We start from the raw sequence: 16,116 nt of genomic DNA on the forward strand, positions 1-16,116 counted from the left end.
GGGACCGTGTCTTTTATTTTTTTAATCCACTATGAAAGCGTTGTATATAGCTGGAGATAAAATATTTATTCTGTCCAAAAGGCTATGTGTAAAGGGGAATATTCATATATTTTAAGTGAATGAATTGGGATTTTCTAAGGTTTTCCAGGATAATATGCCGTCTGTTTTTTTAATCCATATAAGATTCAGGGCTGAAGGTAAAGAAAGTAAAAGTAGACAACGCTTGACAATGAAAATTGCGATAGATACAATGAGAATGTATATTTTTTCTTATATACGATACACTCTTCTCAAGAAGAGAAGTAATATTCGGAGTAAGACTTAAATCTTGCCGAAATAATAATATGACATTTTAATTGTGAAATGAAGAAAGTCCCTTAAAAAAGCGGGACGACGGTCTTTGCTGTACGTTGTAATTCAATGTACATGCCGACAGTCTTTTTTCATTCATAGCAAGGGGAGGTGAAATCATGAGTAGTACAGTTTGGATACTCATCTCCATTTTGCTTGCAACAGTCGGTGCAGTTGTTGGCTTTTTTGTTCGAAAGTCTATTGCTGAAGCGAAGATTAATGGTGCAGCTAATGAAGCAAAACGTATTCTAGACGAAGCGAATCGTGATGCTGAAGCACTTAAGAAAGAAGCGCTTTTAGAAGCAAAGGATGAAATTCATACACTTCGTACAGAAGCTGAATTAGAAATTCGTGACCGTAGAAGCGAATTACAAAAACAAGAAAATCGTTTAATGCAAAAAGAAGAGAACCTTGATCGTAAAGACGAAACGCTCGATAAGCGCGAGCGACAGTTAGAAAAGAAAGAGGAATCTCTTGTAGCGAAACAACAACAGATTGAAGAGTTGGAAAGCAAAGTGGGAGAGTTAGTTCAAAAGCAACAAACAGAATTAGAGCGCATTTCCAATCTGACCCGCGAACAAGCGAAAGCAATTATTCTTGGTAAAGTGGAAAGTGAAGTTTCTCATGAAATTGCCGTTATGGTAAAAGAAAGTGAAGTTCGCGCGAAAGAAGAAGCGGATAAGAAGGCAAAAGAGATTTTATCTCTTGCAATGCAAAGATGTGCAGCTGATCATGTTGCTGAAACAACCGTTTCGGTTGTAAATCTTCCAAATGACGAAATGAAGGGACGTATTATCGGACGTGAAGGTCGTAATATTCGTACGTTAGAAACGTTAACAGGTATTGACCTTATTATCGATGATACACCAGAAGCGGTAATTCTATCTGGATTTGACCCGATTCGTCGTGAAACAGCTCGTATCGCTCTTGATAAACTAGTACAGGACGGACGTATTCACCCAGCGCGTATTGAAGAGATGGTCGAAAAATCAAGACGTGAAGTGGACGAGTATATTCGTGAAGTCGGAGAGCAAACAACGTTTGAAGTGGGTGTTCATGGCTTACATCCAGATTTAATTAAAATTTTAGGTCGTTTAAAATACCGTACAAGTTATGGACAAAACGTCTTAAAACACTCTATGGAAGTTGCATACTTAACTGGACTTATGGCAGCGGAGCTTGGTGAGGATGAAAAACTAGCAAGACGTGCTGGTCTATTACATGATATCGGAAAAGCAATCGATCATGAAGTAGAAGGTAGTCACGTTGAAATTGGTGTTGAACTCGCAACGAAATATAAAGAGCATCCTGTTGTAATAAACAGTATCGCATCTCACCATGGTGACACAGAACCAACTTCTATCATTGCAGTTCTAGTTGCAGCAGCAGATGCATTATCAGCTGCAAGACCGGGGGCTCGTAGTGAAACGCTTGAGAACTACATTCGTCGTCTTGAAAAGTTAGAAGAAATTTCAGAGTCTTATGAAGGCGTAGAAAAATCTTTCGCAATTCAAGCAGGACGTGAAGTTCGTATTCTGGTAAAACCAGATACAATTGATGATTTAGAAGCTCATCGTTTAGCTCGTGATATTCGAAAACGTATTGAAAATGAACTGGATTATCCAGGACATATTAAAGTAACTGTTATTCGTGAAACACGTGCAGTGGAATACGCAAAATAAAGTGGTGAAACACCACTTTATTTTTTTGTGTTGGAATTGGGTAAAATAAAAAAACTATTTATCCCGCGTTAACGGGTAGTAAAACTCCCACCTCAAAATTCGGCTTGAGCAAAGAAATTAGGTGGGGGATAAACTGCCCGTTAACGCCCCACTGATTATAGTTTCACTTTATGAGCAGTATGCAAGTGAAAGAAACTTATAATAGATAAATTGTAACTGTTGTAAGAAAATAGCTTCACGTTATAGTATGGTAATAAAAAATGTAGTACATAGAAAGGGTAAGACATATGAGAATATTATTTGTTGGGGATGTAGTAGGATCTCCTGGTAGAGACATGATTCAACAGTACGTACCGGCTTTAAAGAAAAAATATACACCTACAGTAACAATTATTAATGGAGAAAATGCTGCGGGTGGACGTGGAATTACGGAAAAAATATATCGAAACTTTTTAGAGTGCGGGGCACAAGCGGTTACGCTTGGAAACCATGCTTGGGATAACCGTGAAGTATTTGAGTTTATTGATGATGCAAAATATCTTGCAAGACCAGCTAACTTCCCAGAAGGGACGCCGGGAAAAGGGCTTATCTTTGTAAATTGTAATGGAACAGAAGTTGCAGTTATTAACTTACAAGGACGTACTTTCCTTCCTCCAATCGATTGTCCATTCCGTAAAGTGGATGAGTTGATCAGCATTGCAAAAAAACGTACAAACATTATCTTTGTTGATTTTCATGCTGAAACAACAAGTGAGAAGCAGGCGTTAGGTTGGTACGTAGACGGTCGTGCTACAGCGGTAGTAGGTACACATACACACGTTCCTACAGCTGATAATCGTATTTTACCAAGCGGAACAGCTTATATTACAGATGTTGGTATGACAGGCCCATATGATGGGATTTTAGGTATGGATCGCGAAGCGGTATTGAAGAAGTTTTTAACGAACTTACCAGTACGTTTTGAAGTGACGAATGGTAGAACGCAATTAAGTGCAGTGTTAATTGATGTGGATCCTAATACAGGGAAAGCGAAGAAAATTGAGCGTATTTTAATTAATGATGACCAGCCGTTTTTTGATTGATTTTTAACGAAAAGTTAGAGGATTTTTTATATTTTAATTTTTTAGAAAAATTACAGGGATTTAGCAGGAATACGTGTCATTCCTCGTGAATATAAGTTAAAGTGAAATAATTGCTATTACTTTTTATAGAAACGAGGAGGAAACGCGGAATGGAAATATTAAAAGTTAAAGCAACGTCGGTCCCTAATTCTGTAGCTGGTGCACTTGCAGGTGTTATTCGCGAACGCGGAACAGCAGAAATTCAAGCTATTGGTGCAGGTGCATTGAACCAAGCGGTAAAGGCAGTAGCAATTGCAAGAGGATTTGTAGCGCCTAGCGGTTTGGACTTGATTTGTATCCCAGCGTTTACAGATATTATGATTGATGGTGAAGAGCGTACAGCAATAAAATTAATTGTAGAACCGCGTTAAGTTGAAACAACCTGTTTGCATGTATGCAAACAGGTTGTTTTTGTAATGGAGGAATGAAAATGAAAATTTTTGATGCGCATTGCGATGTACTCTTTCAGTTATGGAGTGCAAAGGGGAAAAAAGACTTTCAAAACGATTCACAATTACATATTACATTTGAACAATTAAAGAAAAGAAAAGGAAGTATACAATGCTTTGCTATATATGTACCAGAAACAGTAGCGTATGAAAATCGTTTTGAAGTTGCGCTGCAAATGATAGATATTTTTCATAATGAAATTTTATCGCTACCAGGAATGAAGTTTATTCAGACAAAAAACGATATTAACATGCTAAAACAGGACGAGATTGGAGCATTATTAACATTAGAAGGATGCGAAGCAATTGGAAAAGAAGCGATGAAATTACGTTTGTTTTATCGCTTAGGTGTACGTTCCTTTGGATTGACATGGAACTATGCCAATCTGTTAGCGGATGGAGCGCTAGAGGCACGTGGGGCAGGTTTAACTACATTTGGTAGACAGGTTGTACAAGAACTTAATACGTTACATTTATGGACGGATGTGTCTCACTTAAATGAAAGAAGCTTTTGGGATGTTATAGAAATTGCTGAAAACCCAATTGCATCTCACTCAAACTGTTATCAACTTTGTGGGCATCCACGCAATTTAACCGATGAACAAATAAGAGCTCTTATAAAGAAAAATAGCATTATTGGTATTACTTTCGTACCACAGTTTTTAACGAATGAAAGACAAGCGAATATAGCAGATATATTAAGGCATGTGGAATATATTTGTTCATTAGGTGGAGAAAAAAATATAGGGTTTGGTTCTGATTTTGATGGGATTTTAGAAACTGTTGTAGGTGTAGAAGCATATAGGGATTATGAAAATATAATTAACCAACTTTGTAAAAAGTATAGTGAATCAATGGTAGAGCATTTTTTGTATAAAAATTTTATTGACTGTATTACTTTTTGATTATTATTTTCTAAAAAATCAGAAAAAATAAATTTTACTCGCGGTAATTTATTGATTTTTTTAAGACCTAATACTAGAATGGTGAACGAAATAGCATTATACTAAAGATTAAGGGAAATCAGAAGAGGCATAATTTGCGTCCATTGTAGTTTATTTGCATAAAAAATGCTAAACTAATACTGTAAAAAAATACACTACAATGAATGCAGCCAAAAGGGGTGTAGGAGATGATTAGTCAACTTTCATGGAAAGTTGGAGGCCAACAAGGTGAAGGAATTGAAAGTACAGGGGAAATCTTCTGTATTGCATTAAACCGATTAGGATATTACCTATACGGTTACCGCCACTTCTCATCACGTATTAAAGGCGGCCATACAAATAATAAAATTCGTGTAAGTACAACAGAAGTACGCGCGATCTCAGATGATTTAGATATTTTAATTGCTTTTGATCAAGAAACAATTGATTTTAACTTCCACGAACTACGTCCGGGCGGAATTGTAGTTGCGGATGCGAAATTTAATCCAACAATACCTGATAATACAGATGTAAATCTATATGTGATACCGTTTACAGATATTGCTTCAGAGTTAGGCACATCATTAATGAAAAATATGGTTGCTGTTGGGGCATCTAGTTCGGTATTAGGGTTAGACGAAACAGCTTATTTAGAGGTTGTTGAAGAAATCTTTGGTCGTAAAGGGGAGCAAGTCGTTCAAAAGAATATGGAAGCAATTAAACGCGGCTCTCAATATATGAAAGAATTGCTTGGTGAGAAAGTAAACATGATGCAGCTTGAAAAAGCTGATGGTAAGAAACGCATGTTTATGATTGGAAACGACGCAATCGCATTTGGTGCGGTAGCTGGTGGTGCTCGCTTTATGTCCGCATACCCAATCACACCTGCATCTGAAATTATGGAATATTTAATTAAAAAGTTACCGAAAGTCGGCGGAACAGTAATCCAAACTGAGGATGAAATCGCAGCTTGTACAATGGCGATCGGTGCAAACTACGCTGGTGTTCGTACATTAACAGCATCTGCTGGTCCTGGTCTTTCATTAATGATGGAAGCAATTGGTTTAGCAGGTATTACTGAAACACCACTAGTTATCATTGATACACAACGTGGTGGTCCAAGTACGGGCTTACCAACAAAACAAGAGCAGTCTGACTTAATGGCTATGATTTACGGAACGCATGGTGAAATTCCAAAAATCGTAATGGCGCCAAGTACAGTTGAAGAAGCTTTCTATGATATTGTAGAAGCGTTTAACTTAGCAGAAGAATATCAAGTGCCTGTTATCTTCTTAACAGATCTACAGCTTTCTTTAGGAAAGCAAACAGTAGAACCACTTAAGTTAGATAAAGTTGAAATTCGTCGCGGTAAGCTTGATTTAGAAATAGAATTACCAGAACGTGAAAATAAAGCATACTTCAAGCGTTATGAAGTAACAGAAGATGGAGTTTCACCACGTGTTTTACCTGGTATGAAAAATGGTATTCACCATGTTACAGGTGTAGAACATGATGAAACGGGTAAACCATCTGAATCAGCGTTAAATCGTAAAGATCAAATGGACAAACGTTTCCGTAAAATGGCGAACTTGCAGTTTAATACCCCTATTTACAAAAATGCTAAGCATGATGACGCAGACGTATTGTTAGTTGGCTTTAACTCAACTCGTGGTGCGATCGAAGAGGCAATGCAGCGTTTGGAACAAGAAGGAATGAAAGTAAACCATGCCCATGTACGTTTAATTCATCCGTTCCCAACAGCTGAAATCGATCCACTTGTGAAAAAAGCGAAGCGTGTTGTAGTAGTAGAAAACAATGCAACTGGTCAGCTTGCTAACATTATGAAAATGAATCTTGGCAATGGTGAGAAAATTTCTAATCTTTTAAAATACGATGGAAATCCATTCTTGCCGAAAGAGATTTACAACGAATGTAAAAAAGGGGTTGTATTAAATGGCAACATTTAAGGACTTTCGTAACAGTGTAAAACCAAACTGGTGCCCAGGTTGCGGAGACTTCTCGGTGCAGGCTGCGATTCAGCGTGCGGCAGCTAACGTTGGTTTAAATCCAGATGAGCTAGCTGTTATTTCTGGTATCGGCTGTTCAGGTCGTATTTCAGGGTATATTAATTCATATGGTTTGCATAGTATTCACGGACGTGCTCTTCCGATTGCACAAGGTGTGAAAATGGCAAATCGTGATTTAACAGTTATTGCATCCGGTGGTGACGGTGATGGTTTTGCGATTGGTATGGGACATACGATCCATTCTATTCGTCGTAACATTGATATTACGTACATCGTAATGGATAACCAAATTTACGGATTAACAAAAGGTCAAACTTCACCACGTAGTGAAGCTGGATTTAAAACGAAAAGTACACCACAAGGTTCAATTGAACCATCACTAAATGTTATGGAAATGGCATTAACAGCTGGTGCGACATTTGTGGCGCAAAGCTTTTCAAGTGATTTAAAAGAATTGACGCAAATTATTGAAGCTGGTATTAACCATAAAGGCTTTTCATTAATTAATGTATTTAGTCCATGTGTTACTTACAATAAAGTAAATACTTATGATTGGTTTAAAGAGAATTTAACGAAACTAAGTACAGTAGAAGGATATGATCCATCTAACCGCATGATGGCTATGCAAACATTAATGGAAAAGAACGGGTTAGTAACAGGTTTAATTTATCAAAATACAAAGCAGCCTTCTTACCAAGAGCTTGTAAAAGACTATAGTGAAAAGCCTTTAGTGCAAGCTGATTTAAATATGGATCAGAAAATGTTTGATGAGCTTGTTGCTGAATTTATGTAATGATCGGAGAGAAGGTTGCCACTTGGCAACCTTCTTTTTGAGTGAATAAAAATAATTAATAGATTTGTTTACTTAGAAAATTCAGAATGATAAAATAATATATAAATCGTTGTATAAAAATAGCATGTTCATTAACTGTGAAATGTAATATAGGATAAGGCTTCTTCTTCGTTAAAGTTGGCTAAAGGCTCTATACTATGATAATGTGTATAGGGATAAAGCAATATGCTTTTGGGTAGGACAAGATGAAATAATAAAAGGGAATGTCTATTTGTGTGGGGAAGACTTCATTCTTACGGATGATTAGATCGATTACTCAAGTTTCAAAGGGCAAGTTATCTCTCAAGCTATCTAACATCATTGAGATGGGTCTAAGCGCAGTAAAATGGACTACAGAGTGTGTATAGTTAAGGGTGAAAGGAGATTACCGATGAACGAGCAACAACGATTAGCAAGTCGACAAGCAAATTCCTCTACGAAAAAAGAAGAGAAAGATTATAGTAAATACTTTGAAAGTGTATACCAACCACCTTCCTTGAAATTGGCGAAAAAGCGTGGGAAAGAAGAAGTTAAAATTGAACGAGATTTTGGCTTACCTGAAGAGTTCCGCAATTTTGGCGCAGGAAGAAAGTTTTACATTCGTACATACGGCTGTCAAATGAATGAACATGATACAGAAGTAATGGCTGGGATTTTTACAACACTTGGATATGAGCCAACTTTTTCAACTGAAGAGGCAGATGTGATTTTATTAAATACTTGTGCAATTCGTGAAAATGCTGAAAATAAAGTGTTCGGTGAACTTGGTCATTTAAAATCATTAAAGCGAAGAAATCCGGATCTTTTAATTGGTGTATGTGGTTGTATGTCTCAAGAAGAATCTGTTGTAAATAAAATTATGCAAAAAAATCAGCATGTAGATATGGTGTTTGGTACACATAATATTCATAGATTACCGTATATCTTAAAGGACGCAATGTTCTCAAAAGAGACGGTAGTTGAAGTTTGGTCAAAAGAAGGGGATGTAATTGAAAACCTTCCGAAAGTACGTCGTGGTGATATTAAAGCTTGGGTAAATATTATGTATGGCTGTGATAAGTTCTGTACATATTGTATTGTACCGTATACACGCGGAAAAGAGCGCAGCAGACGTCCAGAAGATATTATTAAAGAAATTCGCCATTTAGCTGCGAACGGTTATAAAGAAATTACGTTACTTGGACAAAACGTAAACGCATACGGTAAAGACTTTGAAGATATACAATATGGTCTTGGCGATTTAATGGATGAACTTCGTAAAATCGATATCGCACGTATTCGTTTTACAACAAGCCATCCACGTGATTTTGATGATCATTTAATTGATGTTCTTGGAAAAGGTGGTAACCTAGTAGAACATATCCACTTACCAGTTCAATCTGGTAGTACAGATATGCTTAAAATTATGGCGCGTAAATATTCGCGAGAACACTATTTAGAGCTTGTACGAAAAATTAAAGAAACCATTCCGAATGCAGTACTAACGACTGATATTATCGTTGGTTTCCCAAATGAAACGGATGAGCAGTTTGAAGAGACGATGTCGTTATATCGTGAAGTAGGATTTGATACGGCATTTACATTTATTTATTCTCCGCGTGAAGGTACACCAGCTGCAAAAATGCAGGATAATGTGCCGATGGAAGTGAAGAAAGAGCGATTACAACGCTTAAATACACTAGTGAATGAATATGCAGTTAATAAGAATAAGCGCTATATAGGACAAATTGTAGAAGTATTAGTTGATGGAGAAAGTAAGAATAACCCTGAAGTACTTGCAGGATACACACGTACGAATAAACTTGTAAACTTTGTTGCTTCAAAATCTTTAATTGGTCAGCTTGTGAAAGTAAAAGTAACGGAAGCAAAAACTTGGTCTCTTAACGGGAAATTGGTTAAGGAACCGATTGAGGTGAAATAATAGATGAAAGTATATACGAAAGATGAAATTGTTGAGCAAGCGAAAGAATTAGCAAAAATGATCTCTGAAACAGAAGAAGTCGATTTTTTTAAGCGAGCAGAAGCACAAATTCATAAAAATGAAAATGTAAAGCGAGCAATTGATGAAATAAAAGCTTTGCAAAAACAAGCAGTAAACTTGCAACATTATGGGAAATGGGAAGCTTTGAAAAAAGTAGAAGCTGAAATTGATGCGCTTCAAGATAAGTTGGATAATATCCCAGTTGTACAGGAGTTTAAATCTTCACAAACATATGTAAATGACTTACTACAGTTAGTTGCTAGTACCATTTCTAACAATGTAACAGATGAAATATTAGTTTCAACTGGTGGCGATGTATTGAAGGGTGAAACTGGTGCAGCGGTAGAAAGTAAAAAAGGAAATTGTGGTTGTTAAAGAGATGTCTTATTGACATCTCTTTTTTTTAGTGAGTTATATTGTAAATTCTTCTCAAAAAAAAGAATGACACATTCCGCTATTGTCACGCATATGATTAAGTGAATAGTGATTGAGGAGGGTTACGAATGTCCGAATTTAGAGAGATTATTACAAAAGCAGTGGTTGGAAAAGGACGTAAGTATACAAAGTCAACGCATACATGTGAATCGAATAATGAGCCAACAAGTATTTTAGGGTGCTGGGTAATTAACCATTCGTACGAAGCGAGAAAGAATGGGAAACATGTGGAAATTGAAGGTTTCTATGATGTAAACACTTGGTATTCATTTGATGGAAACACAAAGACTGAAGTTGTAACAGAGCGTGTTAACTACAATGATGAAGTAAGCATTGGTTATCGTGACAAAAACTTTTCTGGTGACGATTTAGAAATTATCGCTCGTGTAATTCAGCCGCCAAATTGTTTAGAAGCTCTTGTATCGCCAAATGGTAATAAAATTGTTGTGACGGTAGAACGTGAATTTGTAACAGAAGTAGTTGGGGAAACGAAAATTTGTGTAAGTGTAAATCCTGAAGGTTGCGTAGAATCAGACGAGGATTTCCAAGTCGATGATGATGAATTTGAAGAATTAGATCCGAACTTTATCGTTGACGCAGAAGAAGAGTAAGAGAAAGCTAGGGAGAAGTTCTTCCTAGCTTTTTACAGTACATAAGTGGTGCTGAATGACCATGATTCCTTATGAAATGTGCTATAATGAGGAAAGACTCCTGGAATAGGAGATATGGGTGTCCGTGAAGTGTGACATATATGAATATAGATTATTATGTAAGAATTATGGAGGAAAGACATGACGCAATATACGCCTATGATACAGCAATACTTAAAGGTTAAGGCAGACTATCAAGATGCCTTTTTATTTTTCCGATTAGGTGATTTTTATGAAATGTTCTTTGAGGATGCGGTTAAAGCAGCTCATGAACTTGAAATTACATTAACGAGCCGAGATGGTGGTAGTAGTGATCGTATACCGATGTGCGGTGTACCGCATCATGCAGCTAAAAATTATATTGAACAACTTGTTGAAAAAGGATATAAAGTAGCTGTTTGTGAGCAAGTGGAAGATCCAAAAACAGCTAAAGGTGTAGTGCGCCGTGAAGTAGTACAACTAATTACGCCAGGAACGATGATGGAAGGGCGTACAATAGACGAGAAAGAGAATAACTTCTTAGCAGCATTAACACATTTCGAAGATGGATCTTATGCGCTAGCTTGCAATGACTTAACGACTGGACAAAATACAGTGACGTTGTTAACAGGTTCAGTAGAAGATATTTTATTAGAAGTGTATGCAACTGGTTCAAAAGAAATTGTTGTAGATTCTACATTTTCAAAAGATGAATTAAATAAATTAACTGAAACATTAAAAATGACGATTTCGTATGAAGATGCAACAACTATTCCAGAAGGATTAGAACATCTTGTGAAAAATGTTTCCCAAGCAAAATTAATTAAAGCAATTGGACGCTTATTTAACTATGTGATAAGAACACAAAAACGTTCGTTAGATCACTTGCAACCAGTAGAAATTTATTACACGAATCAATTTATGAAAATTGATGTGCATTCAAAACGCAATTTAGAGTTAACAGAGACTCTTCGCACGAAGGAAAAGACAGGCTCATTATTATGGCTATTAGACAAAACAAAAACGGCTATGGGTGGGCGTATGTTAAAACAGTGGATGGAACGTCCACTTATCCAGAAAGAAAAAGTTGAAGAGCGTTTAGAAATGGTTGAAACGTTTGTAAATGATTACTTTTTACGTGAAGATTTAAAAGAAAAGTTAAAAGAAGTATATGATTTAGAGCGTTTAGCAGGGAAAGTTGCATTTGGTAATGTAAATGCACGGGACTTATTACAGTTAAGACGTTCTTTACTGCAAGTACCAGCTATTTTAGAAGCGATTAGTCTTTTAGATAATGCTTATGCAGCAAGGTTAATTCAAGGTGCGGATCCGTGTGAGAGCTTAACTGAATTACTAGGAAGAAGTATTCAAGAAAACCCACCGCTTTCTATTAAAGATGGAGATATTATTAAAGACGGTTATAATGACAAGCTTGATCAATATCGTTACGTTAGTAAAAACGGAAAAACGTGGATTGCTGAGCTTGAAAAACGAGAGCGTGATATTACAGGGATTAAATCATTAAAAATTGGGTACAACCGTATTTTCGGCTACTATATTGAAGTGACGAAGGCGAATCTTGCAGCACTTCCAGAAGGGCGCTATGAGCGTAAACAAACACTTGCAAATGCAGAGCGTTTCATAACAGATGAACTAAAAGAAAAAGAAACATTAATCTTAGAAGCAGAAGAGAAAATTGTACAATTAGAATACGATTTATTTACAGCACTTCGCGAAGAAGTAAAAGTATTCATACCGAAATTGCAACACTTAGCGAAAGTAATTAGTGAACTAGACGTACTGCAAAGCTTTGCGACAGTTAGTGAAGAAGAGCAGTTTGTAAAACCTGTTTTAACAACTAAGCGCGAAATCTTTATTAAAGATGGTCGTCATCCTGTCGTTGAAAAAGTATTGAACGGGAAATTGTATGTACCGAATGATTGTATTATGCCGGAGAAGATGGATGTCTTTTTAATTACAGGACCGAACATGTCTGGTAAAAGTACGTATATGAGACAATTAGCACTTGTTACTGTTATGTCACAAATTGGTTGCTTCGTACCAGCGACAGAAGCAGTATTACCTGTCTTCGATCAAATCTTTACGAGAATTGGTGCAGCGGATGATTTAATCTCAGGTCAAAGTACATTTATGGTTGAAATGTTAGAAGCGAAAAATGCAATTGCAAATGCATCAGAAAGAAGTTTAATTTTATTCGATGAAATTGGACGCGGTACATCTACGTATGATGGTATGGCACTTGCACAAGCAATCATTGAACATATTCATGACCAAATTGGTGCGAAAACATTATTCTCTACACATTATCATGAATTAACAGTGTTAGAAGAAAATTTAGACCAACTAAAGAATGTACATGTTTCAGCAATTGAAGAGAATGGAAAAGTAGTTTTCCTTCATAAAATTCAAGATGGAGCGGCTGATAAAAGTTACGGAATTCACGTTGCTCAACTTGCGGAGCTTCCAGATAGCTTAATCGCTCGAGCGAAAGAAGTGTTAGCACAACTAGAAGGACAGGAAGAAATTATTATTCCGAAACGAGTAGAAGTGAAAGTACAAGAAGTTGCTCCAGAACCAGTTGTTGTAAAAGAAGAACCGGCAAAAATACAAGAAGAGACAGACGAAGAATCACAACTATCTTTCTTTGGAGGAGAACAGTCTTCGAAAAAACAAGACAAGCCTGTGCTCGATCAAAAAGAAACGGCAGTACTGGCACAAATTAAAAAGATTGATTTACTCGATATGACGCCTTTAGAAGCGATGAATGAACTGTATCGTTTACAGAAAAAGTTAAAGAAAGGATGAGTAAGTAGATGGGGAAAATTCGCAAACTCGATGATCAACTCTCTAATTTAATTGCGGCAGGGGAAGTAGTAGAGCGCCCTGCCTCAGTTGTAAAAGAACTCGTGGAAAATTCCATCGATGCGAATAGTACATCTATTGAAATCCACTTAGAAGAAGCTGGGTTATCGAAAATTCGCATCATTGATAATGGAGATGGCATTGCAGAAGAAGATTGTATCGTTGCATTTGAACGCCACGCAACGAGCAAAATTAAAGATGAAAATGATCTATTTCGTATAAGAACGCTCGGTTTCCGCGGAGAGGCCCTGCCGAGTATTGCTTCTGTAAGTGAATTAGAATTAATCACAAGCACAGGTGATGCGCCTGGTACACACCTTATTATTAAAGGTGGAGACATTATAAGACAAGAGAAAACGGCGAGCCGAAAAGGAACAGATATTACAGTACAAAACTTATTCTTTAATACACCAGCGCGCCTTAAATATATGAAAACTATTCATACAGAGCTTGGGAACATTACAGATATCGTGTATCGTATTGCAATGTCTCATCCAGAAGTATCGTTAAAACTGTTTCATAATGAAAAGAAATTGCTTCATACATCAGGAAACGGTGATGTAAGACAAGTACTTGCATCGATTTACAGCATTCAAGTTGCGAAGAAGCTGATTCCGATTGAAGCTGAGTCTCTAGACTTTACCATTAAAGGTTATGTAACATTGCCAGAAGTAACGAGAGCGTCTCGTAACTATATGTCAACGATTGTAAATGGCCGTTACGTTCGAAATTTCGTATTAATGAAAGCAATTCAGCAAGGATATCATACGTTACTGCCAATCGGACGATACCCAATCGGCTTCTTATCAATTGAAATGGATCCAATGCTTGTTGATGTCAACGTACATCCAGCAAAATTAGAAGTTCGCTTTAGTAAAGAACAAGAATTGCTAAAACTTATCGAAGAAACATTGCAAGATGCATTCAAAAAAATACAGCTCATTCCAGATGCAGGAGTAACAACGAAGAAAAAAGAAAAAGACGAAAGTGTGCAAGGGCAGTTCCAGTTTGAGCATACAAAACCGAAAGAACCACAGGTGCCCAACATCGTTTTACCGACTGGAATGGATGAGAAACAAGAAGAAACAACGACTGTAAAACAGCCAGCGCAACTTTGGCAACCGCCGAAGCAAGAATGGCAGCCACCACAGTCGCTCGTAAGAGAAGAACAAAGTTGGCAGCCATCTACTAAACCGATAATTGAAGAACCAATTCGGGAAGAGAAATCATGGAACAGTAACGAAGAAGACTTTGAACTAGAGGAATTAGAAGAAGAAGTCGGGGGAATAAAAGAGATTGAAATGAACGGGAATGACTTACCACCGCTTTATCCAATTGGACAAATGCACGGAACATATATTTTCGCTCAAAATGATAAAGGCTTATATATGATTGATCAGCACGCAGCACAGGAACGCATCAATTATGAATATTTCCGTGATAAAGTGGGACGAGTTACGCAAGAAGTACAAGAACTACTTGTACCGTACCGTATTGATTTATCTCTTACCGAATTTTTACGTGTCGAAGAGCAGTTAGAAGAATTAAAAAAAGTTGGACTATTTTTAGAGCAGTTTGGCCATCAATCCTTTATCGTCCGTTCGCACCCAACGTGGTTCCCGAAAGGACAAGAAACAGAAATCATCGATGAAATGATGGAGCAAGTTGTCAAACTAAAAAAAGTAGATATAAAAAAACTACGAGAAGAAGCAGCCATCATGATGAGCTGTAAAGCTTCCATAAAAGCAAATCAATATTTAACGAACGATCAAATATTTGCTTTACTTGAAGAGCTGCGCACAACAACAAATCCATACACATGCCCGCACGGGAGACCGATTCTTGTGCATCATTCTACTTATGAGTTGGAGAAGATGTTTAAGAGGGTTATGTAGGGGAAGTTGTTTTCTTCTAAAATGTTTTGGATTTAATAAAGATAAAGTTAGATTGCAAAGGGAGCAACAGTAATTAGTTGCTCTCCTTTTTTTATGTAGATTTGTTATTGTTCAATGAGTGTGAATCAGTTTAGTTTTGAAATAAGAATTGGAAAGAGTATTTAAGAGGTTATAAAGGTATTTTGTTTTTTAGTATTTATTCATTTTTGAAGGAATTAATTTCTTGGCTATGGTTACTTTATCCTGTTATCAAATCCTACTAAGAATGAAAAAAGCGTGGTATATCAGCAATTTTAAAAAGGAGAGTTTTCCAGTAAACTCTCCTTTTTAAAGGGTGTGTGAGCTGTAAAATCAAGATTTAGGCACTACTTAAAACGTAACTGTGCATGGTCGCAATGATGCGCTATAGAATTATTTATTTTTATTATTATTAATTTTTTCAGTATATAGAACTTTTTCTTTGTAGTGTTTTGTTATTGGGAAGTTATGTGTACCTGTGCCGTTCTTGAATTTTTTATCAATGGGGTTCTTTAGAGGAACTGTTGTAGTTTCAGTAAATTCATATGGGTAATTTATTTTAGATTTATCTTCAAACATGAAAATGCCTCCTTCTTAGGATTTCCTAAATTCTTTACTATAACATGATATGCATATATATTTTTTTGGACTAGTTATATATATAGGTTAATGGAATTTAATTACATAAATACTGAAATGTTTTAAAGGAAAACAATTCGAGAAAGATATTGTATTGATAGCCGTTGACTACTATTGCTGTTTTTTAAGTTGTCGTGATGTAGCTGAAATTTTGAAGGGACGTGGCGTCTCAGTTCATCTAACAACCATTATTTTATGGGTTCTTTTATTTATCAGCGAAGCAAACGTCGCATATATATTCATTATAGATT

12 protein-coding genes and 1 pseudogene are annotated in these 16,116 nt (G+C 36.5%); 12 read left to right on the plus strand and 1 reads right to left on the minus strand.

The window, feature by feature from the left end:
* The first annotated feature begins 470 nt into the window (after positions 1-470).
* The 11 genes from rny to mutL all read left to right on the plus strand — a co-directional run bounded on the left by rny (position 471) and on the right by mutL (position 15,208).
* Positions 471-2,033 carry a ribonuclease Y gene (gene rny / locus AB3X48_RS00890; RefSeq protein ID WP_002160762.1) on the plus strand — a complete coding sequence of 521 codons (1,563 nt, stop codon included), beginning with the start codon at positions 471-473 and terminating at the stop codon, positions 2,031-2,033.
* Between the two features lie 287 nt (positions 2,034-2,320).
* Positions 2,321-3,115, plus strand: a complete 795-nt coding sequence (gene ymdB / locus AB3X48_RS00895) for a 2',3'-cyclic-nucleotide 2'-phosphodiesterase (RefSeq protein WP_002014601.1) — start codon at positions 2,321-2,323, stop codon at positions 3,113-3,115.
* A gap of 149 nt (positions 3,116-3,264) precedes the next feature.
* Positions 3,265-3,525, plus strand: a complete 261-nt coding sequence (gene spoVS, locus AB3X48_RS00900) for a stage V sporulation protein SpoVS (RefSeq protein ID WP_000404341.1) — start codon at positions 3,265-3,267, stop codon at positions 3,523-3,525.
* 59 nt (positions 3,526-3,584) lie between these two features.
* The gene (locus tag AB3X48_RS00905) at positions 3,585-4,508 is read left to right on the plus strand and encodes a dipeptidase (protein ID WP_002160763.1); all 924 of its coding nucleotides are present in this window, start codon (positions 3,585-3,587) and stop codon (positions 4,506-4,508) included.
* A 227-nt stretch (positions 4,509-4,735) separates the two neighbouring features.
* Positions 4,736-6,493 carry a 2-oxoacid:acceptor oxidoreductase subunit alpha gene (locus AB3X48_RS00910; protein WP_002160764.1) on the plus strand — a complete coding sequence of 586 codons (1,758 nt, stop codon included), beginning with the start codon at positions 4,736-4,738 and terminating at the stop codon, positions 6,491-6,493.
* Positions 6,480-7,346 carry a 2-oxoacid:ferredoxin oxidoreductase subunit beta gene (locus AB3X48_RS00915; protein ID WP_002088040.1) on the plus strand — a complete coding sequence of 289 codons (867 nt, stop codon included), beginning with the start codon at positions 6,480-6,482 and terminating at the stop codon, positions 7,344-7,346. The genes AB3X48_RS00910 and AB3X48_RS00915 overlap by 14 nt, the downstream gene beginning before the upstream one ends.
* A 430-nt stretch (positions 7,347-7,776) precedes the next feature.
* Positions 7,777-9,306 (plus strand): tRNA (N6-isopentenyl adenosine(37)-C2)-methylthiotransferase MiaB, encoded by a 1,530-nt coding sequence (gene miaB, locus AB3X48_RS00920; RefSeq protein ID WP_016105951.1) that lies wholly within the window; start codon positions 7,777-7,779, stop codon positions 9,304-9,306.
* A 3-nt stretch (positions 9,307-9,309) separates the two neighbouring features.
* On the plus strand, positions 9,310-9,741 hold the full coding sequence (locus AB3X48_RS00925; protein ID WP_002033698.1) for a YlbF/YmcA family competence regulator: 432 nt from the start codon (positions 9,310-9,312) through the stop codon (positions 9,739-9,741).
* Between the two features lie 128 nt (positions 9,742-9,869).
* Positions 9,870-10,412, plus strand: a complete 543-nt coding sequence (gene cotE / locus AB3X48_RS00930) for an outer spore coat protein CotE (protein ID WP_002014610.1) — start codon at positions 9,870-9,872, stop codon at positions 10,410-10,412.
* A gap of 180 nt (positions 10,413-10,592) precedes the next feature.
* Complete coding sequence (mutS, locus tag AB3X48_RS00935; protein ID WP_016105950.1) at positions 10,593-13,256, plus strand: DNA mismatch repair protein MutS; 2,664 nt, start codon at positions 10,593-10,595, stop codon at positions 13,254-13,256.
* Positions 13,257-13,264: 8 nt separating this feature from the next.
* The gene (gene mutL / locus AB3X48_RS00940; RefSeq protein WP_016105949.1) at positions 13,265-15,208 is read left to right on the plus strand and encodes a DNA mismatch repair endonuclease MutL; all 1,944 of its coding nucleotides are present in this window, start codon (positions 13,265-13,267) and stop codon (positions 15,206-15,208) included.
* Between the two features lie 411 nt (positions 15,209-15,619).
* Here the strand turns inward: mutL and AB3X48_RS00945 are convergent, their stop codons facing one another.
* On the minus strand, positions 15,620-15,805 hold the full coding sequence (locus AB3X48_RS00945) for a hypothetical protein (RefSeq protein WP_016105948.1): 186 nt from the start codon (positions 15,803-15,805) through the stop codon (positions 15,620-15,622).
* Between the two features lie 112 nt (positions 15,806-15,917).
* Between AB3X48_RS00945 and AB3X48_RS00950 the strand changes: the two are divergent.
* Positions 15,918-16,116, plus strand: a pseudogene (locus AB3X48_RS00950) (hypothetical protein); the annotation flags it as partial.

This window comes from Bacillus sp. S4 (assembly GCF_040838205.1).
Taxonomy (GTDB): Bacteria; Bacillota; Bacilli; order Bacillales; family Bacillaceae_G; genus Bacillus_A; species Bacillus_A cereus_U.